24 protein-coding genes and 1 riboswitch are annotated in these 25,607 nt (G+C 69.1%); of the genes, 13 read left to right on the top strand and 11 right to left on the bottom strand.

Features of this window, described 5'->3' with window-relative positions:
- Window positions 1-170: 170 nt before the first annotated feature.
- Both ABS642_RS17245 and ABS642_RS17250 read left to right on the top strand, forming a co-directional pair.
- On the top strand, window positions 171-1,898 hold the full coding sequence (locus ABS642_RS17245) for an ABC transporter ATP-binding protein (RefSeq protein ID WP_282215759.1): 1,728 nt from the start codon (window positions 171-173) through the stop codon (window positions 1,896-1,898).
- Entirely contained in the window at window positions 1,895-4,162 is a 2,268-nt protein-coding gene (locus ABS642_RS17250; RefSeq protein WP_350351080.1) for an ABC transporter ATP-binding protein, read from the top strand. The genes ABS642_RS17245 and ABS642_RS17250 overlap by 4 nt, the downstream gene beginning before the upstream one ends.
- A gap of 84 nt (window positions 4,163-4,246) precedes the next feature.
- Here ABS642_RS17250 and ABS642_RS17255 read toward each other — a convergent pair whose 3' ends face one another.
- Window positions 4,247-6,082: a D-alanyl-D-alanine carboxypeptidase gene (locus tag ABS642_RS17255; protein ID WP_350351081.1), complete on the bottom strand. Its 1,836-nt coding sequence runs from the start codon at window positions 6,080-6,082 to the stop codon at window positions 4,247-4,249.
- A gap of 81 nt (window positions 6,083-6,163) precedes the next feature.
- Window positions 6,164-6,275: riboswitch (TPP riboswitch) on the top strand.
- Between ABS642_RS17255 and ABS642_RS17260 the strand changes: the two genes are divergently transcribed.
- From ABS642_RS17260 to ABS642_RS17270, 3 genes are all read left to right on the top strand, one after another.
- On the top strand, window positions 6,266-6,916 hold the full coding sequence (locus ABS642_RS17260; protein ID WP_282215762.1) for an ECF transporter S component: 651 nt from the start codon (window positions 6,266-6,268) through the stop codon (window positions 6,914-6,916). It overlaps the preceding riboswitch by 10 nt.
- Window positions 6,913-8,370, top strand: coding sequence for an ATP-binding cassette domain-containing protein (locus tag ABS642_RS17265; protein WP_350353458.1), 1,458 nt, complete (start codon window positions 6,913-6,915; stop codon window positions 8,368-8,370). The genes ABS642_RS17260 and ABS642_RS17265 overlap by 4 nt, the downstream gene beginning before the upstream one ends.
- The gene (locus ABS642_RS17270; protein WP_350351082.1) at window positions 8,367-9,146 is read left to right on the top strand and encodes an energy-coupling factor transporter transmembrane component T; all 780 of its coding nucleotides are present in this window, start codon (window positions 8,367-8,369) and stop codon (window positions 9,144-9,146) included. The genes ABS642_RS17265 and ABS642_RS17270 overlap by 4 nt, the downstream gene beginning before the upstream one ends.
- A gap of 12 nt (window positions 9,147-9,158) precedes the next feature.
- Here ABS642_RS17270 and ABS642_RS17275 read toward each other — a convergent pair whose 3' ends face one another.
- Window positions 9,159-9,893, bottom strand: a complete 735-nt coding sequence (locus tag ABS642_RS17275; protein ID WP_350351083.1) for an aminoglycoside 3'-phosphotransferase — start codon at window positions 9,891-9,893, stop codon at window positions 9,159-9,161.
- A gap of 117 nt (window positions 9,894-10,010) precedes the next feature.
- Between ABS642_RS17275 and ABS642_RS17280 the strand changes: the two genes are divergently transcribed.
- Both ABS642_RS17280 and ABS642_RS17285 read left to right on the top strand, forming a co-directional pair.
- Window positions 10,011-10,772, top strand: a complete 762-nt coding sequence (locus ABS642_RS17280) for an SDR family NAD(P)-dependent oxidoreductase (protein WP_350351084.1) — start codon at window positions 10,011-10,013, stop codon at window positions 10,770-10,772.
- Between the two features lie 101 nt (window positions 10,773-10,873).
- Window positions 10,874-11,707 carry an NAD(P)-dependent oxidoreductase gene (locus ABS642_RS17285; protein ID WP_282215767.1) on the top strand — a complete coding sequence of 278 codons (834 nt, stop codon included), beginning with the start codon at window positions 10,874-10,876 and terminating at the stop codon, window positions 11,705-11,707.
- Window positions 11,708-11,832: 125 nt separating this feature from the next.
- On the opposite strand, the gene ABS642_RS17290 is transcribed toward ABS642_RS17285, so the two are convergent.
- The 4 genes from ABS642_RS17290 to ABS642_RS17305 form a co-directional block, all read right to left on the bottom strand.
- A complete protein-coding gene (locus ABS642_RS17290) occupies window positions 11,833-12,582 on the bottom strand; it encodes a sulfite exporter TauE/SafE family protein (RefSeq protein WP_350351085.1) in 750 nt (249 codons plus the stop codon).
- A complete protein-coding gene (locus ABS642_RS17295; RefSeq protein WP_344709415.1) occupies window positions 12,579-13,274 on the bottom strand; it encodes an ankyrin repeat domain-containing protein in 696 nt (231 codons plus the stop codon). The genes ABS642_RS17290 and ABS642_RS17295 overlap by 4 nt, the downstream gene beginning before the upstream one ends.
- Before the next feature lie 56 nt (window positions 13,275-13,330).
- Window positions 13,331-13,969 (bottom strand): bifunctional 4-hydroxy-2-oxoglutarate aldolase/2-dehydro-3-deoxy-phosphogluconate aldolase, encoded by a 639-nt coding sequence (locus ABS642_RS17300; protein WP_350351086.1) that lies wholly within the window; start codon window positions 13,967-13,969, stop codon window positions 13,331-13,333.
- A gap of 64 nt (window positions 13,970-14,033) precedes the next feature.
- Window positions 14,034-14,594: a ribosomal protein L7/L12 gene (locus tag ABS642_RS17305; RefSeq protein WP_350351087.1), complete on the bottom strand. Its 561-nt coding sequence runs from the start codon at window positions 14,592-14,594 to the stop codon at window positions 14,034-14,036.
- A 71-nt stretch (window positions 14,595-14,665) separates the two neighbouring features.
- Between ABS642_RS17305 and rlmN the strand changes: the two genes are divergently transcribed.
- On the top strand, window positions 14,666-15,967 hold the full coding sequence (gene rlmN, locus ABS642_RS17310; protein ID WP_350351088.1) for a 23S rRNA (adenine(2503)-C(2))-methyltransferase RlmN: 1,302 nt from the start codon (window positions 14,666-14,668) through the stop codon (window positions 15,965-15,967).
- A 5-nt stretch (window positions 15,968-15,972) separates the two neighbouring features.
- Here rlmN and ABS642_RS17315 read toward each other — a convergent pair whose 3' ends face one another.
- Entirely contained in the window at window positions 15,973-16,545 is a 573-nt protein-coding gene (locus ABS642_RS17315) for an NAD(P)H-dependent oxidoreductase (RefSeq protein ID WP_350351089.1), read from the bottom strand.
- Window positions 16,546-16,611: 66 nt separating this feature from the next.
- On the opposite strand from ABS642_RS17315, the gene ABS642_RS17320 reads away from it, so the two are divergent.
- Both ABS642_RS17320 and ABS642_RS17325 read left to right on the top strand, forming a co-directional pair.
- Entirely contained in the window at window positions 16,612-17,190 is a 579-nt protein-coding gene (locus ABS642_RS17320) for a TetR/AcrR family transcriptional regulator (protein WP_350351090.1), read from the top strand.
- A 56-nt stretch (window positions 17,191-17,246) separates the two neighbouring features.
- A complete protein-coding gene (locus tag ABS642_RS17325) occupies window positions 17,247-18,857 on the top strand; it encodes a DUF4407 domain-containing protein (RefSeq protein ID WP_350351091.1) in 1,611 nt (536 codons plus the stop codon).
- A gap of 29 nt (window positions 18,858-18,886) precedes the next feature.
- Here the strand turns inward: ABS642_RS17325 and ABS642_RS17330 are convergent, their stop codons facing one another.
- Window positions 18,887-19,207, bottom strand: coding sequence for a hypothetical protein (locus ABS642_RS17330; protein ID WP_350351092.1), 321 nt, complete (start codon window positions 19,205-19,207; stop codon window positions 18,887-18,889).
- A 19-nt stretch (window positions 19,208-19,226) separates the two neighbouring features.
- Here ABS642_RS17330 and ABS642_RS17335 point away from each other — a divergent pair, with 19 nt between their 5' ends.
- From ABS642_RS17335 to ABS642_RS17345, 3 genes are read left to right on the top strand one after another with little or no spacing between them, the layout of a single operon-like run.
- Entirely contained in the window at window positions 19,227-20,726 is a 1,500-nt protein-coding gene (locus tag ABS642_RS17335; RefSeq protein WP_350351093.1) for a PLP-dependent aminotransferase family protein, read from the top strand.
- 9 nt (window positions 20,727-20,735) lie between these two features.
- A complete protein-coding gene (locus tag ABS642_RS17340) occupies window positions 20,736-21,230 on the top strand; it encodes a hypothetical protein (protein ID WP_350351094.1) in 495 nt (164 codons plus the stop codon).
- A 54-nt stretch (window positions 21,231-21,284) separates the two neighbouring features.
- Entirely contained in the window at window positions 21,285-22,298 is a 1,014-nt protein-coding gene (locus ABS642_RS17345; RefSeq protein ID WP_282215779.1) for an aldo/keto reductase family protein, read from the top strand.
- Between the two features lie 112 nt (window positions 22,299-22,410).
- On the opposite strand, the gene ABS642_RS17350 is transcribed toward ABS642_RS17345, so the two are convergent.
- The 3 genes from ABS642_RS17350 to ABS642_RS17360 are packed head-to-tail and all read right to left on the bottom strand — an operon-like array spanning window position 22,411 to window position 25,604.
- Complete coding sequence (locus ABS642_RS17350) at window positions 22,411-23,331, bottom strand: carbohydrate ABC transporter permease (RefSeq protein ID WP_350351095.1); 921 nt, start codon at window positions 23,329-23,331, stop codon at window positions 22,411-22,413.
- Window positions 23,328-24,290, bottom strand: coding sequence for a sugar ABC transporter permease (locus tag ABS642_RS17355; protein ID WP_350351096.1), 963 nt, complete (start codon window positions 24,288-24,290; stop codon window positions 23,328-23,330). The genes ABS642_RS17350 and ABS642_RS17355 overlap by 4 nt, the downstream gene beginning before the upstream one ends.
- A gap of 3 nt (window positions 24,291-24,293) precedes the next feature.
- Window positions 24,294-25,604 (bottom strand): sugar ABC transporter substrate-binding protein, encoded by a 1,311-nt coding sequence (locus ABS642_RS17360; protein WP_350351097.1) that lies wholly within the window; start codon window positions 25,602-25,604, stop codon window positions 24,294-24,296.
- Between the last annotated feature and the right edge of the window lie 3 nt (window positions 25,605-25,607).

A 25,607-nucleotide genomic window follows, 5' to 3' on the forward strand; every position in this document is an offset into this window, starting at 1 on the left:
CGTGTTCAGAAATCGCGCCCCCGCTCGGAGGCGGTTCGCTGTCAGCGAAGGTCCTCCCAAAGGGGGATACGAATGTCCGCGGTTCGTGGCACTCTGTCTTGTGGCCGGTTGTCGGTCGGCATCCGTCTGTCGAGAAACCTGCCACTCCATCCTTCCTAGAAAGTCCGCCTGTGCTGGGAAAAATCCTCGTCCGCTATCTGTCTCGCTATAGGTGGCTCCTGCTCGGCGTGCTGGTGTTCCAGCTCGCCAGCGCCGCCGCGACCCTCTACCTCCCGCGCCTGAACGCCGACATCATCGACAAGGGCGTCGCGCAGGGAGACACCGGCTACATCTGGAACACCGGCCTGTTCATGCTCGCCGTCTCGCTGGGCCAGATCATCGCCTCGGTCACCGCCACCTACTTCGCCGCCCGCGCGGCGATGGGCGCCGGTCGCGACATCCGCGCCGACGTGTTCGGCAAGGTCAGCGGCTTCTCCGAGCGCGAGGTCTCCGTGTTCGGCGCCGGCTCGCTCATCACGCGCAACACGAACGACGTGCAGCAGGTGCAGATGCTCGCGATGATGGGCGCGACCATGCTCGTCACCGCGCCGCTGCTCGCGATCGGCGGCATCATCTTCGCCGTCCAGACCAACGTCGGCCTCAGCTGGCTCATCGCCGTCTCGGTGCCCGCCCTCCTGATCCTCGCGGCTCTGGTCATCGGGCGCATGGTGCCGCTGTTCCGCAGCTACCAGGGCAAGCTCGACAACGTCAACCGCATCATGCGCGAGCAGCTCACCGGCGTCCGCGTCGTGCGGGCCTTCGTGCGCGAGGGCATCGAGGAGGAGCGCTTCCGCGGCGCGAACACCGACATCATGGTCGTCGGCCGCAAGGTCGGCTCGCTGTTCGTGCTGCTGTTCCCGCTGTTCATGCTGATCCTCAACGTCACCGTCGTCTCGGTCATCTGGTTCGGCGGCATCGAGGTCAACAACGGCACGGTGCAGGTCGGCACGCTGTTCGCGTTCATGCAGTACATCGGCCAGATCATGGGCGGCGTCATCATGGCCAGCTTCATGGCGATGATGATCCCGCGCGCCGCTGTCTCGGCCGAGCGCATCGGCGAGGTGCTCGACTCGGAGTCCACCATGGTCCGTCCGGAGAACGGCGTCACCGCCTTCCCCGCACCCGGTGCCGTGGCGTTCGACGACGTCGAGTTCACGTACCCCGGTGCGGACGCCCCGGTGCTCAAGGGCATCAGCTTCGGTGCGCAGCCCGGTGAGACGGTCGCGATCGTCGGATCGACCGGATCGGGCAAGACGACCCTCGTCTCGCTGATCCCGCGTCTCTTCGACGTCTCCGGAGGAGCCGTGCACGTCGGCGGCACGGATGTGCGCGACGCCGACGTCGAAGCGCTCTGGGACAGCATCGGCCTCGTGCCGCAGCGTCCGTTCCTCTTCACCGGCACCGTCGCCTCGAACCTGCGCTACGGGCGCGAAGAGGCGACGGACGAAGAGCTCTGGCACGCGCTCGAGATCGCGCAGGGCCGCGACTTCGTCGAGGAGATGCCCGACGGACTCGAGTCGCGCATCGCGCAGGGCGGCACGAACGTGTCCGGCGGACAGCGCCAGCGGCTCGCGATCGCCCGCGCGATCGTGCACCAGCCGAAGGTCCTGGTCTTCGACGACTCGTTCTCGGCTCTCGATCTGACGACCGACGCGAGGTTGAGGCAGGCGCTCTGGCGGGAGCTGCCGCACGTCACGAAGATCGTGGTCGCGCAGCGCGTCTCCTCGATCACGGATGCCGACCGCATCGTCGTCCTCGAAGGCGGCACCATGGTCGGCGTCGGAACGCACGAGGAACTGCTCGAGACGAGCGAGACCTATCGAGAGATCGTCGAATCGCAGCTGGGGGTGGACGCATGAGCGAGCAGAACGACATTTCGACAAGCTCAGGGGCCCAGGCTCGTAGAGGCCGCGGCAAGGCGGCTGCCGCCGTCGCCGAGGTCGAACTGACCGAGGAAGAGAAGTACGAGGCAGAGCTCGCCGAGCAGGCGCGCCAGAACTCGGGCGACTGGGACAGCGTCGCACCGGGCAAGGCCGACAACTTCGGCGCGAGCTTCACGCGCATGATCGGGCTCCTCAAGCCCTCGGCCATCTGGTTCGTCTTCGTGTCGATCCTCGGCGCGATCGGCGTCGTCCTCACGGTCGCCGCACCCAAGGTGCTCGGCGAGGCGACGAACCTCGTCTACAAGGGGTTCATCTCCATCCAGCTCGGGCAGCCCAACGGCGACTTCCCCGGGTTCCCGGCCGGCACGTCGCAGGACGTCGTCGTCGAAGCGCTGCGCAGCGCGGGTCAGGACGACTTCGCCAACCAGGTCGGAGCACTCGGCGACTTCACGGTCGGCCAGGGCGTCGACTTCGAGGCGCTGCGGTGGATCATCGCCGCTGTCCTCGCGATCTACGTCGCGGCGGCATTCCTGACCTGGATCCAGGGCTACGTCATCAACGTGATCATGGTCCGCACCATGTGGCGCCTCCGGGAATCGGTCGAGGCGAAGATCAACCGTCTGCCGCTGTCGTACTTCGACAAGGTGCAGCGTGGTGAGCTGATCTCTCGCGTCACGAACGACATCGACAACATCACGCAGACGATGCAGCAGTCGCTCTCCGGAGCCCTGACGTCGGTGCTGACCGTGGTCGGCGTGCTCGTCATGATGTTCTCGATCTCCTGGCAGCTGGCGCTCGTCGCCCTCATCACGCTGCCGCTGATGGCTGTGATCTTCGGCGTCATCGGTCCGCGTTCGCAGAAGGCCTTCGGGTCCCAGTGGCGCAAGGTCGGACGACTGAACGCCCGCGTCGAGGAGGCCTTCTCGGGGCACGCCCTCGTCAAGGTGTTCGGGCGCGAGAACGATGCGCTGGAGAAGTTCAAGGACGAGAACGAGGAGCTGTTCCAGGCGAGCTTCAAGGCGCAGTTCCTCTCCGGCATCATCATGCCGGCGATGATGTTCGTCGGCAGCCTCAGCTACGTGGGCATCGCGGTGCTCGGAGGTCTGATGGTCGCGAACGGTCAGCTCCGTCTCGGCGACGTGCAGGCGTTCATCCAGTACTCGCAGCAGTTCACGCAGCCGCTGTCCGAACTGGGCGGCATGGCCGCGGTCGTGCAGTCCGGCACCGCGTCGGCCGAGCGCGTCTTCCAGCTGCTGGACGCCGACGAGCAGGAGGCGGACGATGCGGATGCTCCCGAGCTCGTCGACGGCAAGGGCGTCATCGAGTTCGAGAACGTCGCGTTCTCCTACACGCCGGAGCGCCCGCTCATCCAGGACCTGTCCTTCCGCGTGGAGCCGGGGCAGACCGTCGCGATCGTCGGACCGACCGGCGCGGGCAAGACCACGCTGGTCAACCTGATCATGCGGTTCTACGAGCTCAGCGGTGGCCGGATCATGCTCGACGGTCAGGACATCGCCGAGATCACCCGCGACGACCTGCGCTCCCGCACCGGCATGGTGCTGCAGGACCCGTGGCTGTTCGCAGGCAGCATCCGAGAGAACATCCGCTACGGTCGCTCCACCGCGACCGACGACGAGGTTCTCGAGGCCGCGAAGGCGACGTACGTCGACCGGTTCGTGCACGCCCTCCCCGAGGGGTACGACACGGTCCTCGACGAGGATGCGTCGAACGTCTCGGCGGGTGAGCGCCAGCTCATCACCATCGCCCGGGCGTTCGTCGCGCAGCCGTCGATCCTCATCCTCGATGAGGCGACGTCAGCTGTCGACACCCGCACCGAGCTGCTGCTGCAGCACGCGATGGCCGCTCTCCGACAGGGACGCACGTCGTTCGTGATCGCGCACCGCCTTTCGACGATCCGCGACGCCGACCTCATCCTCGTGATGGAGCACGGCGACATCGTGGAGAAGGGCACGCACGACGAGCTCATCACCGCTCAGGGCGCCTACTGGCGGCTGTACCAGTCGCAGTTCGAGCAGGCGGCGACCGACATCGACGCAGAAGACGCCCTCACCGGGACGACCCCGGTCGTCGTCACGGGCGACGCCGACGACAGCGCTCAGGCTGAGGCGGATGACGCCGAGTCCGGTGCGTCGGTCGGAGCGCAGTCGCCGACCGCGGAGGCCGCGGCCGCTCAGCGTCTGATGGAGGACGGTGCCGACGGCTCCGGTCGCCGAGCCTGACCACCCGCACAGCACGACGCCCCATCCCGATCTTCCGGGGTGGGGCGTCGTGCTGTGACAAGCAGGTCAGGACGGGAGGGCCGCTCAGGGCTTGTCCGAGTGGATGCCGAGCAGTTGGAGCGGGTGCGTCAGCCGCCACCAGGGACTCGGTCCCTCGATGTCCTCCGCGAGCACGAGCGGCGTCGTGACGGAGTCGACGGGGCCCGATGTGGTCAGTGTTCCCACGGTGCCGTTGTCCTCGCGCTCGTCGCCCAGGTCGAATTCCGCGGTCGCTGTCGAGAGCGCCCCGTTCCAGAGCACGACGTGGGCGTCATCGTCGGTGACGACCTCGACCTTCTCGCCCCAGAGCGTGGTCACCTCTCCGACGACCGTGCCCTTCTCGACCGCCGGTGCCTGAGTCTGCAGTGCGGCCTCGGTCTCGGCGAAGAGCGCGCGCGTCGCGGCGAGGCGCTGCTCGTCGTCGGCCTGATTCAGCACCGCGGCGTACAGATGCACGGTGGTGTCGCCGATCGCCAGCTCCTTCGCCGTCAGCAGGTTCCAACCGACCAGCGATCCGGTCTTGATGCCCACGACACCGGGGTCGACGAGCATCCCGTTCGTGTTGATCACCGTGCCGGCACCCGGCAGGTCGACCGACGGCGTGCCGACGATCTCCGCGAAGACGGGGTTCTTCATCGCCCACTCGCCGAGCTTGAGCAGGGCATCAGGGGTCGCCACATTGCCCTCGTCGAAACCCGAGGGCGTGACCACGGTGATGCCGCCGAGCCCGCGCTCACGCAACCACACGGCCGCGGCATTCGCGAACTGCTCGTCCGATCCCCAGATCTCGGAGGCGAGGCGGTCGATGTAGTTGTTCGCGGAGCCCATCAGCGTGCCCTGCAGCATCTGATACTCGGTCAGCACGCCGTCGACCGGCACATCCAGGGCCGACTGATCCGAGCTGCGGTACTCCCAGTACTCGTCCTCGTCGTCGCTGTCGAAGGAGAACTCCGGACCCTGCTCGCCCACGGCGAGCGGCATCCGATCCAGCACCATCAGACTGGTGACGACCTTCGTGATGCTCGCGATGCTCGCAGCATCGGGAGTGGAAGCGGCGGAGCTCACACCGGCGACGCCGACGGCCGCGCTGCCCTGCGCCGGCCAGGTGAGAGTCGCTGCCGGGGCGGGGATGGTGTCGAACTCGATCGCCTGCACCGTGGGAGGAACCTCGTGCAGCGGCCAGAGCAGCGTCGTTCCCGCATATGCGGCGATCACCCCGGCGAGCACTCCGAGCGGCACCAGCAGTCCGGGACGTGCGATCGCAGGCCGCAGGTTGGCGTCCCGCAGCAGCCCGTCCGCCTGCTCGTCCTCGGCGTCCTCGTCGAGCGTCGCCACGGTCGTATGCTGCGCGACGGCGGAACTGTCGACCCAGGTCAGGGCCGTGGCGGTGGCAGCCTCATCGGCCCACTGCGCGGGAGGCTCCGGCACTGTCGCGGTCTCGGCAGGGAGCGTCGTCGTCGGCGCATCGACGCGCGGCTTGAAGAGGGGCGGTTCCGCAACAGCGACAGTGCTGTCGGCCGCGACGTTCTCGGCGGCCGTGACCTCGGCGGCCGCGACGTTCTCGGCGGCTGCGGTTTCGGTGGATGCGACCTCGGCGTCGGCCTCGGTGGAGCTGGTCCGCGGACGCGACGCATCCGCGGTGAACAGGGCATCGACCGCGACGGCAGAGGCCGCAAGGGGCGAGGTGTGCGTCGACGACGGCGGCGGAGCGTCCCCGGCGAACAGGGCGTCGGTCGCGAAGGCCGAGGCCTGGTCCGGCGTGCGCGTGGCGGCATCCGTCCCGAACGGGAACGCGGCGCGATCGGCGTCGGGGGAGGCGTCCGTGGGGACGCCATCGCCCAGGACGCCCGTCGCCTCGTCGGCGGGATCAGAAGGGGTCACTCGTTTACGGTACCCAATCCCGGCGGCGATCGCGGCGGAGCGCCCCCGAGGAAACAGAGTGTCGGGACGCGGTAGGATCGTCAGCACAACCACGGGAGTCCGGCGAGCCGGGCTGAGAGGGAGCGAATCGCGCTTCGACCGTCGAACCTGATCTGGGTCATGCCAGCGCAGGGAGGAGTTCAGATGAGTACGTCCACGTCCACATCCGCGTCCACGAAGACGCAGGGTCAGACACCCGCCGCAGGCCTCTACCGCTGGCGCGTCGTCGACATCGTCGTGGCCGCCGTCCTCGGCGTCGCGATCGGCCTGGTCTTCTGGGGCTGGAACACGATCGGCTACGCCTGGTTCGGTGCGGCCGACGCCCTGACACCGGGCCTCGGCGGCATCGCCGTCGGCATCTGGCTGCTCGGCGGAGTCGTCGGCGGACTCGTGATCCGCAAGCCCGGTGCCGCCCTGGTCGTCGAGCTCGTCGCCGCGATCGTCTCGATGCTGATCGGCAACGTCTGGGGCATCTCCACCGTCCTCTCCGGACTCGTCCAGGGGCTCGGCGCGGAGATCATCTTCGCCCTGTTCTTCTACCGTCGCTTCGGTATCGTCGTCGCCGCGCTCGCCGGCATGGGTGCGGCCGCCGCCGCATGGGTGTTCGAGCTCTTCTACGGCAGCTCGCCGAACATCCTGAAGTCGTTCGAGTTCAACACGATCTACCTGGTCAGCGTCGTCGTGTCGGGAGCGATCCTCGCGGGTGTGCTCGGCTGGCTGCTCGTGCGCGCTCTGGCGGTGACCGGTGCCCTGAGCCGCTTCGCCGTCGGGCGAGAGCACGTGCGCGAGGTCTGAGCGTGAGTGTCGCCGCCCCGGCCCGCGTGCAGGCCGCGGGCTGGGGGTGGCGGTACGCCGGTCGTAAGCGTCCGGCGGTCACCGACGTGAGCTTCACGATCGAGCCGGGCGAGCGCGTCCTCCTCCTCGGTGCCTCCGGTGCCGGGAAGTCGACGCTGCTCGCCGGACTCGCCGGCGTGCTCGGAGATGCCGACGAAGGCGAGCGCAACGGTTCCCTGCTCATCGACGGGGCCGCTCCCGAATCGCGGCGCGGACAGGTCGGCCTGGTGCTCCAGGATCCGGACGCCGGGATCGTGCTGTCCAAAGTGGGCGACGACATCGCCTTCGGCTGCGAGAACCTCGGTGTCGCGGCATCCGAGATCCCCGGCCGGGTCGCCGAGGCGATGGATGCCGTGGGCCTCGATGTTCCGCTTCACCGCGCGACGAAGGCGCTGTCGGGCGGGCAGAAGCAGCGGCTCGTGCTGGCCGGCGTGCTGGCCATGCGCCCCGGACTCCTCCTGCTCGATGAACCCACCGCGAACCTCGACCCCGAGGGGGTGCACGAGGTGCGGGCGAGCGTCGAGCGCGCTGTCGCCACGACCGGCGCGACGCTGATCGTGGTCGAGCACCGCACCCCTGTCTGGGTCGACCTGATGTCACGGGTGATCGTGCTCGCAGCCGACGGGGGCCTGCTCGCGGACGGCCCGCCGCATCAGGTGTTCGCCGATCACGGAGCCGCGCTCGCCGACGCCGGAGTGTGGGTGCCCGACCGCGGCATCGACCTTCCCGTGCTGCAGCACGTGACGGCATCCGACGCGCTCTCGGCATCCGGGCTCGCGGTCGCCAGGGAACCCGGCGTGGTGGTGCAGGCAGGGCTCGAGCTCCATGTTCCGCGTGCGAACGCGACCGTGATCACCGGACCGAACGGCGCGGGCAAGTCGACGCTCGCGCTCACCCTCGCCGGTCTCATCCCCGAGCACGACGGTGAGGTGCGCGCCGCTCCCGAACTCGCCGGGCGACGCGGGGTCCGTCCCATCCGCTGGACCTCGCGCGAGCTGCTCACCCGTATCGGCATGGTGTTCCAGGAACCCGAGCACCAGTTCCTCGCGCAGACCCTGCGCGACGAGCTCGCCGTCGGACCGCGTGCGCTCGGGTGGACGCAGAAGCGGACGGATGCCGTCGTCGACGAACTCCTGGAGCGGCTCGGCCTCGCGCCTCTCGCGCTGGCCAATCCGTTCTCGCTCTCGGGCGGGCAGAAGAGGCGCCTCTCGGTGGCGACCGTGCTCGCGGGGGCGCCCGAGGTGATCGTGCTCGACGAGCCGACCTTCGGGCAGGACCGCCGCGGGTGGATCTCCCTGGTCGCCCTGCTGCAGGAGGAGATCGCGCGCGGCCGCTCGATCGTCGCGGTCACCCACGACGATGCGGTGATCCGGCACCTCGGCGGACACCGGATCGAGCTGGGAGCCGTGTCGTGACCACGACGGAGACTGCCAGGACGGCGTGGCTCGACGGCGTCAACCCGGTGACCAAGCTGCTGCTCGCCGTACTGCTGTCCGTACCACTGTTCGCGTCGATCGACGTGACGAGCGCGCTGGTCGCGATCGGCCTGCAGCTCCTGTGCCTTCCGCTGACCGGGCTGCGTCTCCCGACCGTGCTGAAGCGCCTGCTGCCGATCATGATCTTCGCTCCGATCGCCGGCATCAGCATGCTGCTCTACGCCGAGCCGGCCGGTCGCATTTACTGGACCTTCGGCTTCGCGACCATCAGCGAGGGCTCGATCGTCCTCGCGATCGCGGTCAGTCTGCGCGTGATCGCCCTCGGGCTCCCGACGATCCTGCTGTTCGGCGGGACGGATCCGACGGAGCTCGCTGATGCGCTCTCGCAGGTCGCGAAGCTGCCGAGCCGCTTCGTGCTCGGCATCCTCGCCGGCACGCGGATGCTCGGACTCTTCCTCGACGACTGGCGGACCATGGGTCTCGCCCGCCGGGCGCGCGGCGTCGGCGACAGCGGCGCCCTGCGACGGTTCTTCTCAATGGCCTTCGTGCTGCTCGTGTTCGCCGTGCGCCGCGGCTCGAAGCTCGCGCTGGCGATGGAGGCTCGGGGCTTCGGCTCCGGCATCCCCCGCACCTGGTCACGGCCGTCCCGCCTCCATCCGCGGGATGCGATCGCCGTGCTCGGCGGCCTCGCGATCATGGCGCTCGCGCTCGCCGCCGCCGTGATCCTCGGCACCTTCCGCTTCGTCTGGAGCTGAGCGGAGCCGACGTCAGGTCGCGTTCCAGAGATCCCGGTAGTAGGCGAGGCGCTCACGGTCGGGTTCGATGCCGTAGGCCTCGATGAGCGCGTCCTCCCAGCCGGTGCCGTAGTTCCATTCGGTGCTCATCGATGCGACCGCGATGTCGGCCCAGCGGTCGGCGGTCCCGAGCAGCGCGAGATCGACGTGGGCGATCCAGCGCCCGTCGTTGCCGACGAGAGTGTTCGGGCAGCAGGCGTCGCCGTGGCTGACGACGAGGCGATCGACGGGCGGAGCGGTACGCAGCTCATCCGGCACCTCGATTCCCCGGCGTTCGGCGTTCGCGATGCGGGAGGCGATGCTCCACTCCCAGGGGCACTCGTCGACAGGGAGGGCGTCGTGCATCGCCCGCAGGGCCTCGCCGACAGCGCGCACGGCGATCGCGGGCTCGGCCACCCACCGCGGGTCCACGGCGCTGAGGCCGTCGATCGCCGCGGTCACCAGCCACTCGTGCGTGTCGTCCTGGCCCTGCTCGAGCACGGTCGGCACGGCGATCCAGCGGGAGGCCCAGGCCATCCGCTCGGCCTCGTCCTGCAGACTGAACTCGAGGTTGCGCGGACCCCACTTGATGTAGAACGGTTCGCCCGCATCTGTCGCTCGGAAGGTGAGCCCGCCATAATCGTTGTCCCAGACGCAGACCAGGTCGGCACCACGCGCGAGCTGGCGGACCTTCTCGGGAACGGCGACCTGTTCGGTGGGAAATGACATACCTCCATCCTGACGCAGGATGCGATGGCCGGGCCCGGCTTCGTGACTGCACGGAGAACCACGTAGGCTGAGACTGCGTTTCAGAAGCAGCAGTCGCACAGGTTCGAAGGAGAACAGATGCAGGTCAGCGGACAGGGTGCTCTCATCACCGGAGGAGCGTCCGGGCTCGGACTCGCCACAGCACGACGGCTCACGTCGGCGGGGGCGCACGTCACCATCGTCGACCTCGCCTCGTCGAAGGGTGCGGAGATCGCCGAGGAGCTCGGCGGGCTCTTCGTGCCGGCCGACGTCACCAGCGCCGACGAGGTCCGGGATGCCGTCGCCGCAGCCCAGGCTGCCGCACCGTTGCGCGTCGTGGTGAACTGCGCGGGGATCGCCCCGCCCGCCAAGGTGCTCGACCGCGAGGGGAACCCGGCCGTCCTCGCCGACTTCGAGCGCGTGGTCCGCATCAACCTCGTCGGCACGTTCAACGTCACCTCGCAGGCCGCTGCCGTCATCGCGAAGAACGAGCCCACCGAGAGCGGTGATCGCGGCGTCATCGTGAACACCGCGAGCGTCGCGGCCTTCGACGGCCAGATCGGCCAGCCCGCCTACTCCGCGTCCAAGGGCGGCGTGCACGCCATGACGTTGCCGGTCGCCCGCGAGCTCGCCCGCTACGGCATCCGCGTGTGCACGATCGCCCCCGGCATCATGGAGACGCCGATGCTGATGGGGCTGCCGCAGGCGGCGCAGGATTCGCTCGGTCAGCAGGTGCCGTTCCCGTCGCGCCTCGGCCGTCCCGACGAGTACGCCGCGCTGGTGGAGCACATCGTCGACAACGGCTACCTCAACGGCGAGACCATCCGTCTCGACGGCGCCATCCGCATGGCGCCGAAGTAGACGACCGGCATCCCGATTCCGCTCCGGTCGCACTTTCCGTCGCCTCCGCGGCGCGCGGGCGGCATGAACTGCGACCGGAACGACCTCAGAGAAGGAACGACATGAGCACACTGGCAGGCAAGACCATCCTGATGTCGGGCGGAAGCCGCGGCATCGGCCTCGCGATCGCGCTGCGTGCGGCGCGAGACGGCGCGAACATCGCGATGCTGGCGAAGACCGACACCCCGCATCCGAAGCTCGAGGGCACCGTCCACTCGGCCGCAGAGCAGATCCGGGCCGCGGGCGGTCAGGCGCTGCCGATCGTCGGCGACGTGCGCGACGACGACGACATCACCGAGGCCGTCCTGAAGACGCAGGGCGAGTTCGGTGGCATCGACATCGTGATCAACAACGCCAGCGTGATCGACCTGTCGCGCTCGCTCGAGCTCGGCGCCAAGAAGTACGACCTCATGCAGGACGTCAACGTGCGCGGAACGTTCATGCTCTCGCGTGCTGCTGTCCCGATCCTCAAGGATGCCGAGAACCCGCACATCCTGTCGCTCTCGCCGCCCCTCAACCCGACGCCGAAGTGGCTCGGCGCGCACACCGGGTACACGCTCGCGAAGTTCGGCATGACGATGGTGACGCTCGGCCTCGCCGCGGAGTTCGCGCGCGACGGCATCGCCGCCAACACGCTCTGGCCGCGCACGACGATCGCGACCGCCGCGGTGCAGAACCTCCTCGGGGGCGACAAGGTCATGGCGGCGAGCCGCACGGCCGATGTCTACGCGGATGCCGCCTACGCGGTGCTGCTCAAGCCCGCCGCGTCGTACACCGGGCAGACGCTCATCGTCGAGGATGTGCTCGAGGCGGACGGCGTGACCGACTTCTCGGGCTACGCCGCGATCCCGGGGACGCCCGACTCGGCGCTGTTCCCGGACATCTTCCTCGACTGAGGGAGCTCAGCACGCTTCGACAGGCTCAGCGACCCAACTATGGGTGCCGCGCGCTTCGACGGGCTCAGCGACCCAGGCGGATGGGTCCCTGAGCTTGTCGAAGGGGCTCGTCCGACGCGCGCCCGTCAGAACAGCAGGTACACCGCACCCACGACGGTGAGCACGATCACGATGCGGTCGAACAGGCGCTGGTCCATGCGCTTCGCGAGACGGATGCCGGCGAGGGCGCCGATCACGACCAGCGGCGCGAGCACGGCGTCCATCAGCAGCACGGGGCCGTGGAACAGTCCGAGCCCGGCGAGGAACGGCACCTTCACCAGGTTGATGATGGCGAAGAACCAGGCCGAGGTGCCGAGGAAGACCTGCACGGGCGTGCGCGTGGCGAGGAAGTACATCGACATCACGGGCCCGCCCGCGTTGGCGACCATGGTGGTGAAGCCGCCCATCGTGCCGTAGACGCCGGAGAGCAGGATGCCGCCGGGCGCGGGTGCCGTGGCATCCGTCTTGTCCTGCCGCCACCGGCGCCACAGTGTCACGGCGATCATGAGCAGCAGGATCACGCCGATCGCGCGCCGGACGATCCCGTCGCCGGCGAGCGCCAGGAACGCGAAGCCGACCAGCAGCCCCGCGATCACGGCGGGCGCGAGACGCAGCAGCGTCGGCCAGTGCGCATGACGGCGGTACGCGATCAACGCGAACACGTCGCCGACCATGAGCAGGAGCAGCATCGCCGCCGTCGAGGTACGGGCGGGCAGCACGGCGGCGAAAAGTGCGATCGCCAGGATGTTGCCTCCCGGGATCGCGGTCTTCGAGATGCCGATCGTGATGGCGGCGACGGCGAGGGCCGCCCATGCCCACGGATCGAGGTCGATCATCGGTCGAGCTCGGCGACGATCGCGTCGTAGCCCCGGCTCGCGGCGAGCTCACGGGGGAGGATGCCGTCGCCGTCCGGGATCGTCACGTCCGCGCCGCCGTCGATCAGTGCACGCACCACGTCGACGTATGCGCGCGACCCGTCGCCGAGCACGATCGCCTCGTGCAGGGCCGTCCAGTTCAGGTCGTTCACGTGGTCCGGGTCGACGCCCGCCTGCAGCAGCGTCCGGACGGTGGCGAGCAGACCGCGCTCGGATGCCGGAATCAGTGCCGTGCCGCCGAAGCGGTTCGTGCTCGTCAGGTCGGCGCCGTTGTCGAGGGTGAGGCGGAGGATCTCGTCGTGACCGCGAGCTCCCGCGTAGAGATAGGCGGAGTCCTGGATGTCGTCTTTCGCGTTCACGTCGGCGCCGGCCTCGATGAGAACCCGCGCGGCGTCGACGTTGTTCGCCTTCGTGGCGATCACGAGCGCCGTCATCCCGCTCTCGTCCCGCGCCTCGATGTCGGCGCCGGCATCGAGCGCCTTCGCGACGGCGTCGGCGTCGGCGGTGCCGGCGGCATCGAGCAGGTCACGGGTGGCATCGGGCACGGAGGACTCCTCGGAAGACGGCGGCGGATCAGCAGAGACGGTGCATGCCGTGGTGGTCAGTGCCATGCCGACCGCCATGGTCACCGCGAGCAGCATTCGTCTCTTCATCATTCTGGTATACCAAATGAAGCTGGATGCGCCCGAATGTGTATTCGGCGAGCTCGTCAGCCGCGCACGGCGGCGAGTGCTGCCGCGAACCGTGCCGCGCGCTGCTCGATGTCCGCCCAGTCGGATGCCGCGATCGACGCGCCGTTCGCCAGGTCGCCGCCGGCTCCGACCGCCACTGCGCCGGCCGCGAACCAGGCCGCGAGGTTGTCGGGGCTCACCCCGCCGGTGGGCATGAGCGGGGCGTCGGGGAACGGTCCGCGCAGCGCGCCGAGGTAGGAGGGGCCGCCGAGAGAGGCGGGGAAGATCTTGGCGACATCGACGCCGAGAGCGAGAGCGCCCATGACCTCGGTCGGCGTCATCGCGCCGGTCATCACGACGCGGCCGGTGTCGAGCATCGCGCGCGTCAGGTCGGGGAGTGTGCCGGGGCTGACGAGGAACTCGGCTCCGGCGTCGGCCGCGAGGGTCGCCTGCTCGGGCGTGGTCACGGTGCCGGCGCCGATGTACGCGGCGTCGCCGTGGCGGGCGATGAGCTCGCGGATCACGGCCGGCGCTTCGGGCGTCGAGAACGTCACCTCGATGCCGGTGACGCCGCCGCGGATGATCGCCTCGGACGCCTCCAGTGCGAGCTCGGGGGAGGGAGCGCGGAGCACGGCGAGGATGCCGGTGGTGCGGGCGCGGTCGAGACGGTCGGGCATCGGTTCTCCTCGGGGGTGGGTTGTGCCCATTCTCGCGGACGCGGACCTGTAATGACAAGCCGTGTCAGTGGGTGCGGCCGGGGATCCAAGCGTCGATCAGGAGCTTGGACTCCTTGAGGCCCAGACCGGTGTGCTCGCGGAGCACCTTGATCGCGTTGATCCGCTGATCGCCGACGACCAGCCGGTCGATCTCGGAGACGGCGGATGCCGGCAGCGACGCGCGGACCGAGGAGGGGGTGTGCGCGGTCGGGGTGATCGAGGTGTACGCCGCTGCCGCATTCGAACGGGCGGCGAGGTGCGGGGCTGTCGTGCTGATGGACCAGTGCTCGACACGGTCCTTCGCCTCTTTCAGGCCGACGCCGGTGGCGTCGCGGAACATCTTGATGGCGTGGATCTTCTGACCGGCCGCGATGAGCCGGTCGATCTCGGCGACCACCTGCGGCGTGAGGCCCGAGGCGGTCGTGGCCGCAGACGAGGCCGGCAGCGAGCGGGCGGTCGTCGGCGAGGGAGTGAACACCTGCGGCTCGGGCAGCTTCGGGCGCATGCCCCGGAGTGCGGCGGAGACGATCACCACGATCACGATGAGGGCGGCGACGAGCCCGATGATCCAGATGACGATGTCCATGGGGTCAGTCTATGGAGACCCCGGCCCGCGCCCCAGGGCCTTCCCACCCGCCACCGCGTACCCTGGAAGGTATGACCGAGAACCCCCGCACGCGCGAGACGCGCCCCGCAGCATCCGCGTCCGCCCCCGAGGGTCGACCCGCTCAGGGCAAGGTCCGCTCGACGAAGCCTGCCCAGGTGCGCCCGGCGACCGAGGGCTGGACGCAGCAGAAGGATGCCGAGGGGCGTCCGCTCCTGCAGTTCGCGAGCCCGAAGCGGGGCAAGCCGCCCGTGCACCTCGCCGACCTCACGCCGGCCGAGCGTATCGAGAAGGTCAAGGAGCTCGGGCTCCCCGGTTTCCGGGCGAAGCAGCTCTCCACGCACTACTTCCGGCACTACACGTCGGATCCCGAGCAGATGACCGACCTTCCGGCTGACACGCGGGAGCAGCTCGTCGCCGGGATGCTGCCGCCGCTGCTCACCGAGGTGCGCCGGCTCGAGACCGACCGCGGAGACACGATCAAGTTCCTCTGGCGCCTGCACGACGGCGCGCTCGTCGAGTCGGTGCTGATGCGCTACCCCGGCCGGATCACGCTCTGCGTGTCGAGCCAGGCCGGCTGCGGCATGAACTGCCCGTTCTGCGCGACCGGGCAGGCGGGCCTGACCCGCAACATGTCGACCGCCGAGATCATCGAGCAGATCGTGCGCGCGAACCGCCTGATCGCCGAGGGTGGCCTCGGCGGCAAGAAGGCCGACGACCACAGCATGGAGCGCGTCTCGAACATCGTCTTCATGGGGATGGGCGAGCCGCTCGCCAACTACAAGCGCGTCATGGATGCCGTGCGGTCGATGGTCGCCCCGCAGCCCGACGGCCTCGGCATGAGCGCCCGCGGCATCACCGTGTCGACGGTCGGACTCGTCCCGGCGATCAAGAAGCTGTCCGACGAGGGCATCCCGGTGACCTTCGCCCTCTCGCTGCACGCCCCCGACGACCACCTGCGCGACGAGCTCATCCCGGTGAACTCGAAGTGGAAGGTCGACGAGGCGCTCGACGCCGCGTACGAGTATTACGAGAAGACCGGACGCCGCGTATCGATCGAGTACGCGCTCATCAAGGACATGAACGATCACGCGTGGCGGGCCGATCTCCTCGCCGAGAAGCTCAACCAGCGCGGACGCGGGTGGGTGCACGTGAACCCGATCCCGCTGAACCCGACTCCCGGCTCGATCTGGACCGCATCCGAGAGAGACGTCACGAACGAGTTCGTGCGTCGGCTCAACGACGCCGGCATCCCGACGACCCTCCGCGACACCCGCGGCAAGGAGATCGACGGCGCCTGCGGCCAGCTGGTCGCGACGACCGAGGACGAAGCGGCCTCGGCCGCAATGGCCTGAGGAGCTCAGTGCGCTGAGCGACGGGCGTCGCGGGCGCCCAGGAGCTCGGCGCGTTCGAGCCAGCGGGTGACCTTGGCCTCGTTCGCGTCCTTGACGCCCAGCATCCGGTGCGTGCGTACAGAGCGGATGCCGCACAGGCGCATCGTGTTGCGTGCGACATGCGTCTGCGCGGGGATGCCCGTCACAGGCGCGGCGTACCACGGGGTGTCCGCGAGCAGGAGCAGGCGGCCGCGACGTGCGGGAAGCAGCCCTTCCGGGAGTCCGAGCTTCGTGTAGCGGTACTCCTGCTGCGGGAGCAGGGCCCGATCGAAGAATCCCTTCAGAACGGCGGGCACCGAACCCCACCACAGGGGCGTGGTCACAACGACGGTGTGCGCCTCGCTCAGCGCCCGCTTGGCGTCGGCGAGGTCGGGCTCGAGCGTCATCCGCTCGCGGTACCCGAAGCGCAGATGCGGATCGAAGTCGAGGTCGCGAAGGGCGAGCACGCGGGCATCGCCGTGTCCTTCGGCATAGCGCTGCGCGAGCGCGGCGGTCAGGGAGCGGGCGTCGGGGTGGCCGTCGATCACGAGAGCAGGCATGGCTGGGTTCCTATCTGGACAGTGTCAAGCTGGTGGACACTGTCAAGATAGGAGACAATGTTGCTCATGTCAAGTTCGAAGGATGGCTACCACCACGGCGATCTCGCCCGCGCGCTCGAGGATGCCGCGATGCAGCTGCTGGAGCGCATGCCTGCTGCCGAGATCAGCCTGCGCGAGGTCGCGCGCGCCGCGAACGTCAGCCACAACGCCCCTTATCACCACTTCGCCGATCGGCTCGGGCTGCTGAAGGCCATCGCCGAGCGCAGCATGGCCGACCTGCTCGAGCAGGTGCGGGCCGCCTCTGTCGCGGCAGGCACTCCCCGCGACCGCCTCATCGAGGGCGGTTCGGCGTACATCCGCTTCGCGGTGGAGCATCCGCACGCCTTCGACGCCGTCTACGATCCGACGGTGTGCGTCCCCGGATCGCCGACCGCCACCATGGCGCCGCTCATCCAGGGTCTCGAAGACGCGCTCGCCGAAGCGGCTTCCGCGGCCGGACTCGACACCCCCGCCGACGGGCTGGCGCTGTGGGGGCTGATCCACGGACTGGGCACCCTCGCCGCCGCCGGACACTTCACCCTCGACGACGCCGTCGCCGCGCATGCCGCGACCGTCGACCGGCTCCTCGGAGAGCCGAACCTGTGAGTCGTTCAAAGCCTTCTTCCACGGGATGCACAGGCGACCTTTCGTAGATTGTCGGGATGCCCTATTCCGCCCATCGACCGGGTCGCTACGACTCGCAGGGTCGGATCATCCTCGACAGCGACCCGAACGCTGAGACGGACGACTTCGACTTCCTGCGCGAGTTCGAGCCCACCGGCACCGACGACGTCACCCGCGAGGTGTCCGTCACCGCGCCCTCGGAGGAGACACCGGAGCAGTCGGAGCCCGCTCCGAAGCCGGCGCGCAAGCCCCGGGTCCGCAAGCCGCGCCGCGTGCGTACGTCCGGTTCCCGTGCCAGGACACTCGCGATCCTCGGTGGCGCGGAGGGCGAGATCCTCGATCGCGTCCCCGGCGAGACCCCGCGCTTCGTGCAGATGTTCTTCGTCCTCGCCGGGACCGCGCTGGTCTCGGCGATCTCCATGCTGTTCGCGCTGACCACCGGGGTGCAGGCGGCGATGTGGCTGGCCGTCCCGCTCGCGCTCGTGTGGGCGCTCATCATCTTCAACCTCGACCGGTTCCTGACCTCGACCATGGCGTCGACCCGGAACGTCTGGAAGCTCATCGGCCTCGCTATCCCGCGAGTGATCATGGCAGCGATCATCGGCTTCGTGGTCGCCGAGCCGCTCGTGCTGCAGATCTTCCACAACGACATCGCGCGCGAGGTCGCCTCGACCAACATCACGCAGTCGCAGTCCGACCAGGAGGCCCTCGAGTCGGGTCCGGAGAAGATCGCTCTGGATGCTGCATCCGACCGGGTCGCCGAGCTGGAGAACCAGGCCGCGACGGGCATCGTCGCCGGCACGGACTCGTCGTCGGCGACCGAATCCGCGGCGCAGGCGAAGGTCGACGACCTCACCGCCAAGATGACCGCGCAGCAGGCGGTCATCGACCAGGCCCGCACCCTGTACCAGTGCGAGCTCACCGGCGAGGGAGCGGGCACGGTCCCCGGCTGCACCGGAGTCAACGGCGAGGGCGCGAGCTCGGATGCCGCCGAGGCGCAGCTCGCCGAGGCGCAGCAGACCTACGACGCCCTGGCTGCGCAGCTGCGCACCGCGAACGACGAGCTCGCCGCCGCGGGCACCTCCGCCAAGGAGAACACGTCGGCGTCGGAGTCGCAGAACCGTGAGCAGGCGCAGTCGCAGCTGCCCGGTGCGCGCGACACCTATGACCAGGCTCTCGCCGCCTACAACGCGCGAGCGGATGCCGTGGCGCAGGGCAACGCGGGAGCGGTCGGCCTGCTGAGCCAGATCAGCGGACTCAACCGGCTGAGCGAGAAGGAGCCGACGATCCTGTGGGCGCACATCCTGATCGCGGCCCTGTTCTTCATGATCGAGCTGCTGCCCGTGCTGGTGAAGGTCCTGACGAGCTACGGCGACCCGAACCTCTACGAGAAGGCCGCGGCCATCCGCAAGCAGGTCGCGCTCGACAAGGTGACGGCCGAGGGCTTCCGGGACCGCGCCGAGATCGTGACGACGCAGTCGCAGGGGATGCAGGCGGATGCCGCCGGCTCCGGCGAACCGCAGACGCGCGCGGAGCGCCGCGAGGCAGCGGAGGCGGCCGAGGCGCAGGAGCGCGAACTGGCCGAGAAGCGCGCGCAGGCGCAGACCCTCGAGGAGCAGGAGCAGCTCGTCCGACCGACCGTCGGCTGATTCGGGAGCTCCGGCAGGCCGGCGGGCGCTCAGGCGAGCTGGAGAAGCTGCTCCGGCGAGGACGAGTCCGTGGGCTCCGGGGCGGCGTATCCGAGATCACGGATGCGGATGTCGCGGATCGTCGGATCGCCGATCACCGCGTCGACGATGGATCGGATCAGCGCGACAGTCGAGGGGCTCCCCGTCCAGCGTGCGCCGGTGAGCTCTGCTTCGATCCGGGCGAGCGGGAGCCGCAGCGCCGAATCGTGCTGACGGGCGTCATCGCTGAGCCATTCGACGAGCGCGTCGATGGTCCAATCGGGGTCGATTGGACCGATATCCGGTGACCTGGTGGCGAAGAACGTGTCCATTGGTCCAGAATCGGGTCTCATGAGCATCGATCACAGGGCCAATCCGGCGCCAGTGGACCACGGATCGGACACGGGTGCATCCACCGTGCTCGTCCGGGCCGGCGAGGTGTCGTCCGAGGGGCTCTCCGGGCGCCTGGGGCGCTGGACGCACGGCGACGGCACTCTCGCCGGCCGACTCGCGCGGGGGATCGCCGGCCTGATCGAGACGGGGGAGCTGCGGCCCGGAGACCGCCTCCCTGCGGAACGCGCGCTCGCTGCCGCCAGCTCGGTGTCCCGGGGCACCGTCGTCGCGGCCTACGCCGACCTCGCCGAGAGCGGACTCGTCGAGCGGCGACAGGGCAGTGGCACGCGCATCGCCGGGGCCGCGGCATCCGTCGCCCCCGTGCACCGACCGGGTCGCGGCGAAGCGCTGTTCTCTGCCCTGCCGAACGCGATCGACCTGCTGCGGACCGTCCCGCAGATCCCCGAGCTCGCGGTGCAGCTGATCCGCGATCACCAGCCGCGGCTCGACCTCGCGCTGCTGCCTGAGACGGACCCGGCCGGACTCCCCATCCTGCGCCAGCTCATCGCGGAGATGTACCGGGCGGAGGGCACACCGACCACTCCCGAGCAGATCCTCGTGACGCACGGCGCGCAGCAGGCGATCAGCCTCGTCGTGAACGCGCTCGTCGGACCGGGCGACGTCGTGCTCGCCGAGGAGATCACCTGGCCGGGGGTGACCGACTCGGTGGGTCTGCGCGGCGGCACGGTGCACGGCATCCCGATGGGGCCGGACGGACTCGACGTCGACGCGCTCGAACAGGCGCTGGCCCGGCTGCGGCCCGCCCTCGTGGCGCTCAACCCGCACCACCAGAACCCGACCGGCACCCGTCTGCCCGCGGCCGCGCGTCATCGCATCGCCGAGCTCGCCGCGCTGTACGGCGTGCCCGTGATCGAGGACCGCGTCGTCGCCGGCATCTCCTTCGACGGCGTCGTGCCGCCCACCCTCGCGGCCGAGCGCCCTGATGCGCCGATCATCGTCGTCGAGTCCGTGTCGAAGTGGGCCTGGGCGGGCCTGCGGATCGGATGGCTGCGCGCCGACCCCGTGCTCGTGCGGCGGCTGCGCGGCGCACGGCAGCTCGCCGATCAGTCGACCAGCGTGCCGGGGCAGCTCATCGCGCTCGACCTGATCGCGCACGCCGAGGAGCTGCGGCGTGCGAACAGCCGCATCCACCAGGAGCGCCTCGGTCTCCTCCAGCGTCTGATGGCCGAGCATCTGTCCGACTGGCGGGTCGATCCGCCCCGTGGCGGCCTCTCGCTCTGGGTGGCGCTGCCCGCCGGCTCCGCCGACGCCCTCGCGAGGATCGCGGCCACGCACGGCGTCTCGATCGCCGGAAGCGCCGCGTTCGCGGCATCCGTCTCCTCCGACGACCACATCCGGATCCCGTTCACCGCGCCGGACGACGTGCTCACCGAGGGCATCCGCCGGCTCGGGGAGGCATGGCGCGAATATCGGGAGACTCTCGGGCGTGCTTCCTAGGATGACCGCATGAAACGGATGCCGCGCCACACGCTCTGGATCTCGATCGCGGGCGTGCTCGCCGTCAGCGCCTATGCCGCGCTCGCCGCTGTGCAGATCCTCGTGCTGAACCCGTTGGCGGCGGCGCCGAGGATGACGCTCGAGGAGATCCGCGTCGAGATGGCCGCGGCGAACGAGAGTCTGGGGCACCAGACGGTGTTCTTCGTCCTCGGGATCGGCGTGGCGCTGGCCGTCGGGGTGGCTGTCGTCTCGATGATCGCCAAGGCGCCGCCGATCGTCCCGGGGATGACCTTCCTCGCCCTCCTCATGTGCGGGGTCGTCGGGTACTTCGCCGCTTCGTTCACCGCCGGCATGGGCCTCGCCGACACGTTCGGGATCAGCGGTGCCGACTACTCGCCCTGGGCGCTGCCGCTGTACGGCGTGAGCGCGGGCGCGGCGATCGTCGTGATCGTCGGCGGGATCGCCATGGCAACGCGGAATCGCACCTCGACCGCCCCGGCCTGAGACCGGTCACGGAATCCCGCCCTCGGGCCGTCCGGCAGCGACTAGCGTGGGAGCATGGTCAACTATCGCTATCTCGGAAACAGCGGTCTCAAGGTCTCGGAGATCACCTACGGCAACTGGGTCACCCACGCCTCCCAGGTCGGCGACGACGCCGCCGTCAAGACGGTCCACGCAGCACTCGACGCCGGCATCACCACGTTCGACACGGCAGACACCTATGCCAACACGGCCGCAGAGGTCGTGCTCGGCAAGGCTCTCGAGGGTCAGCGTCGCGAGGGCCTCGAGATCTTCACCAAGGTCTACTTCCCGACCGGTCCGAAGGGCCCGAACGACACCGGCCTGAGCCGCAAGCACATCCTCGAGTCGATCAACGGCTCGCTGAAGCGCCTCGGCACGGACTACGTCGACCTCTACCAGGCGCACCGCTTCGACTACGAGACGCCGCTCGAGGAGACCTTCCAGGCCTTCGCCGACGTCGTGCGCCAGGGCAAGGCGCTGTACATCGGCGTCTCGGAGTGGACGGCCGAGCAGCTGCGCGAGGGACACGCGCTCGCGAAGCAGCTGGGCGTGCAGCTCATCTCGAACCAGCCGCAGTACTCGATGCTGTGGCGGGTCATCGAGGGCAAGGTCGTCCCGGCATCCGAGGAGCTCGGCATCTCGCAGATCGTCTGGTCGCCGATGGCGCAGGGCGTGCTCAGCGGCAAGTACCTTCCCGGTCAGCCGGTCCCCGAGGGGTCGCGCGCGACCGACCCGCACAGCGGCGCCGACTTCATCAAGAGCTTCCTGCAGGACGACATCCTCACGGCCGTGCAGCGGCTCAAGCCGATCGCCGACGAGGCGGGCCTGTCGATGCCGCAGCTCGCGATCGCCTGGGTGCTGCAGAACCCGAACATCGCCGCGGCGCTGGTCGGAGCCTCTCGCCCGGAGCAGCTCGCCGAGACGGTCAAGGCCTCGGGTGTGAAGCTCGACGCCGACACCCTCGCCGCGATCGACACGGCGCTGGGCGACGCGGTCAACCGCGACGCCGAGCACACGTACTCGGTGTCGCCGAAGGCTCGTCTGACCTGACGCCCGCTCTGCTCCTCTGTCGAGCCGCCCCCTTACGACCGAACCGGCCCCTTGTGCGCGTGCACAAGGGGCCGGTTCGTACAGCAAGGGACGGCTCGGCGGAGAGGTGGGGCTACTCCTTCACCGCACCCGCGGTCAGGCCCTGCACGATCCAGCGGCTCGCGAGCGCGAACATCGCCATGGTCGGCAGGATCGTGAGGACCGCGGCGGCGCTCATGGAGCCCCAGTCGATGTTGAACGTCGAGATGAAGCCGTTCAGCGCCGAGGGGACAGTGCGGTTCGCGTCGGTGTTCATCAGCACGACCGACAGGAACAGCTCGTTCCAGCAGTTCACGAAGTTGAAGATGAACGCCGCGATGATGCCGGGCGTCATGACCGGGACCAGCACGCGGAACAGGGCCCCGAGGCGGGAGCATCCGTCGATCATCGCCGCCTCCTCCAGCGCGTCGGGCACGTTCTCGAAGAAGCCGCGCAGCATGACCGTCGAGAACGGGATGCAGATCGCGATGTAGACGAGGATCAGGCCGGGCTTCGTGTCGACCAGGCCCAGGTCGGTCATCATCGAGTACAGCGGCCCCAGGGCGATGAACGCCGGGATCATCTGCGTGAGCAGGAACGCGATCAGCACCGCGCCCTTGCCGCGGAACTCGAAGCGGGCGATCACGTAGGCGGAGAGCAGGGCGATCAGCGTCGCCACCGCTCCCGCGACGATCGCCACCAGGGCCGAGTTGCCGAGGAACACCGCGAACGAGCTCTGCTGGAACAGGCTCACGTAGTTCTCGAACGAGGGCTCGCTGGGCCAGTACTCGATCGGGAACCGGTTGATCGTGCCCGGCGACTTGATCGATGTCAGTGCGATCCAGTACAGCGGGAAGAGGGTGATCACGAGCCACAGCCCGAGGCCGACGACCCGCACCACTCCGCCGGCGGTCACCCGGCGCTTCTGTCGCGGAGCCTTTGCCAGGTCGGGGACGGTGAGACGCCGGGTCTCCGTCATCGAACTGCCCGTGCCTGTCGTGCCGGTGACGGTCATCGCTGGGCCTTCCGCATCGCCATCAGGTAGAACGCGCAGAACACGAACAGGAACGCGACGACGATGAGGCCGATCGCGCTCGCGAGGCCGTAGTTGCCCTGCTGGGTGTAGTTGATCATCCAGGTCGTGATGATGTGGGTCTGGTTCGCGGGCCCGCCGTTGGTCATGGCGTAGATGATGTCCGGGAAGTTGAAGATCCAGATCACGCGCAGCAGGATCGTGAGCAGCAGCGTCACGGCGATGTACGGGATGATGATCGAGAACAGCTGCCGCACCTTGCCGGCGCCGTCGAGGCTCGCGGCCTCCAGCATCTCGTCCGGGACGGACTGGAGCGCGGCCAGGATCATGATCGCGAAGAACGTCACGCCGTACCAGATGTTGGCGACGATCACGGCGATCATCGCGAGCTTCGGGTCGGCGAGCCAGGGGAGCGGCGCGTCGATGAGGCCGGCCTTCATCAGCAGGTCGTTCACCACGCCGAACTCGGCGTTGAACATCCAGCGGAACAGCATCCCGATGAGGAAGCCCGACACGGCCCACGGGAAGAACACGAGGGCCTGGTAGAGCCCGCGGAAGCGGAACCGCTTGCGCAGGGCGAGCGCGATGAGGAAGCCGATCACCAGCTGCGGGACGAGGGACCCGACCACCCAGAGGATCGAGTTCCAGGCGACGACGGGGAACGCCGGGTCCTGGAACACCGCGACGAAGTTGTCGAAGCCGACGAACGGGGTCGACGTGAGGTCCCAGAGGTTCCAGTCGTGGAAGGCCATGCGGGCGCCCTGCAGCATCGGCCAGTACGTGAACCAGCACACGAAGACGATCGCCGGGGCCATGAAGGCCAGGAGCGTCAGCGCATGCCGGCCGCGGAACTGCCGGCGGCGAGGGCCGGGGGAGCCCCCGCCGCGCGACTGCACGGATGCAGTGGCGGCGGAGCCTCCCTCACGAGCGGTCAGGGCCACGGGTCAGCCCTTCTCCGCGGCGTACTTCTCGGTCCAGAACTGATCCCAGGAGGCCAGCAGGTCGCTGGTCGACATGTTGCCGAGGAGCACGTTCTGCACATCCTGGTCGGACTTCTGGATCCACTCGGTCCACCAGCTGACACCGCGCGGCTGGCGCACGTTGACGTAGGTGTCGGGGTTCTCCGTCATGGTGACGTAGCTCGTCCACGGGCCCGTGGAGTAGAACTCGTCGTCGGCAGCGTCGGTGATGATCGGCACGAGGCTGTTCGCCTGCGCGAATTCGGTGGCGGGCTCGGCCGACGAGAGGAACTCGACGAGCTTCACCGCCGCCTCCTTGTTCTCGCTCGCCTCGGCGACGCCCCATCCGGCCACGGCCAGCGGCTGCGCGGCCTTGCCCGAGGGCCCGGTGAGCAGGGGAGCGGTGTCCCACTGGTCCTCGGTGAGGTTCGAGTCCTGCACGGTCGCGATGACCTCGGGGTCCTGCAGCAGGAACGCCGTGGTTCCGTTCGTGAAGCCGGCCACCATCTCGGGGTAGCCCCACGACACGGCCGAGGGCGGCGATGCCTCCTTGAAGAGGTCGAAGTAGTCGTCCACGGCATCCTGCGCCTCGGGGGCGGCGAAGATCGTCGAGCCGTCCTTCATCAGGAAGGCATCGTCGACGTTCAGGCCGTCGATCGTGTACGCCTCGATGGCGGCGACCACGTTGCTGTTCGCGTTGGGGCCGCCGCGGAAGGCGTAGCCGTAGACGTTGTTCGACGGGTCCTGGATCGCGGATGCCTGCTCGAGCAGGTCTTCCCAGCTCTTCGGCGGGCCGTCGAACCCGGCCTTCTCGACGAGGTCGGTGCGGTAGAACAGCGACAGGCCGTAGAAGCCGTAGGGGACGAAGTAGCTCTTGCCGTCCTCGGCGACCGATGCGGACTTGGCGTTGTCGGTCAGGGCGTCCCAGCCGTCCCAGTCCTTCAGGTCGTCGCCCAGGTCGTACAGCCAGCCGTTGTTGGCGAACGGTCCGACCGTGATGTCGCGCACCTCGAGGAGGTCGACGCCCTTGCCGGACTGCAGCATCTGCTGGATCTTCGCATCCGCCTGCTCGGTGGGAGGAGAGACCAGGTTGACCTTGATCTTCGGGTTCTCCTTCTCGAACTCGTCGAGGAGCCCGCGGATGAGGTCGGTGCGGGCCGGGTTGGTCAGGCTCTCGACCATCTGCAGGGTGACGGTCCCGTCGGCGGACGGGCCGCCGCCGGCGGAGCAGCCGGTGAGCGCGAGGACGGCGACGGTGCCGATGCCTGCTGCTGTCGTCAAGATCTTGTTCTTCACGAT

Origin of the sequence: Microbacterium sp. A8/3-1 (assembly GCF_040267695.1) — a bacterium.
Classification (GTDB): domain Bacteria; phylum Actinomycetota; class Actinomycetes; order Actinomycetales; family Microbacteriaceae; genus Microbacterium; species Microbacterium luteolum.

Bases quoted from the DNA above. Each gene is read 5' to 3' on its own strand.
- rlmN (WP_350351088.1), top strand. From the start codon at position 14,666: ATGACCGAGAACCCCCGCACGCGCGAGACGCGCCCCGCAGCATCCGCG.
- ABS642_RS17325 (WP_350351091.1), top strand. From the start codon at position 17,247: ATGCCCTATTCCGCCCATCGACCGGGTCGCTACGACTCGCAGGGTCGG.
- ABS642_RS17280 (WP_350351084.1), top strand. From the start codon at position 10,011: ATGCAGGTCAGCGGACAGGGTGCTCTCATCACCGGAGGAGCGTCCGGG.
- ABS642_RS17260 (WP_282215762.1), top strand. From the start codon at position 6,266: ATGAGTACGTCCACGTCCACATCCGCGTCCACGAAGACGCAGGGTCAG.
- ABS642_RS17320 (WP_350351090.1), top strand. From the start codon at position 16,612: ATGTCAAGTTCGAAGGATGGCTACCACCACGGCGATCTCGCCCGCGCG.
- ABS642_RS17340 (WP_350351094.1), top strand. From the start codon at position 20,736: ATGAAACGGATGCCGCGCCACACGCTCTGGATCTCGATCGCGGGCGTG.
- ABS642_RS17350 (WP_350351095.1), bottom strand. From the start codon at position 23,331: ATGACCGTCACCGGCACGACAGGCACGGGCAGTTCGATGACGGAGACC.
- ABS642_RS17295 (WP_344709415.1), bottom strand. From the start codon at position 13,274: ATGAAGAGACGAATGCTGCTCGCGGTGACCATGGCGGTCGGCATGGCA.
- ABS642_RS17290 (WP_350351085.1), bottom strand. From the start codon at position 12,582: ATGATCGACCTCGATCCGTGGGCATGGGCGGCCCTCGCCGTCGCCGCC.
- ABS642_RS17330 (WP_350351092.1), bottom strand. From the start codon at position 19,207: ATGGACACGTTCTTCGCCACCAGGTCACCGGATATCGGTCCAATCGAC.
- ABS642_RS17250 (WP_350351080.1), top strand. From the start codon at position 1,895: ATGAGCGAGCAGAACGACATTTCGACAAGCTCAGGGGCCCAGGCTCGT.
- ABS642_RS17345 (WP_282215779.1), top strand. From the start codon at position 21,285: ATGGTCAACTATCGCTATCTCGGAAACAGCGGTCTCAAGGTCTCGGAG.
- ABS642_RS17315 (WP_350351089.1), bottom strand. From the start codon at position 16,545: ATGCCTGCTCTCGTGATCGACGGCCACCCCGACGCCCGCTCCCTGACC.
- ABS642_RS17305 (WP_350351087.1), bottom strand. From the start codon at position 14,594: ATGGACATCGTCATCTGGATCATCGGGCTCGTCGCCGCCCTCATCGTG.
- ABS642_RS17300 (WP_350351086.1), bottom strand. From the start codon at position 13,969: ATGCCCGACCGTCTCGACCGCGCCCGCACCACCGGCATCCTCGCCGTG.
- ABS642_RS17285 (WP_282215767.1), top strand. From the start codon at position 10,874: ATGAGCACACTGGCAGGCAAGACCATCCTGATGTCGGGCGGAAGCCGC.
- ABS642_RS17275 (WP_350351083.1), bottom strand. From the start codon at position 9,893: ATGTCATTTCCCACCGAACAGGTCGCCGTTCCCGAGAAGGTCCGCCAG.
- ABS642_RS17335 (WP_350351093.1), top strand. From the start codon at position 19,227: ATGAGCATCGATCACAGGGCCAATCCGGCGCCAGTGGACCACGGATCG.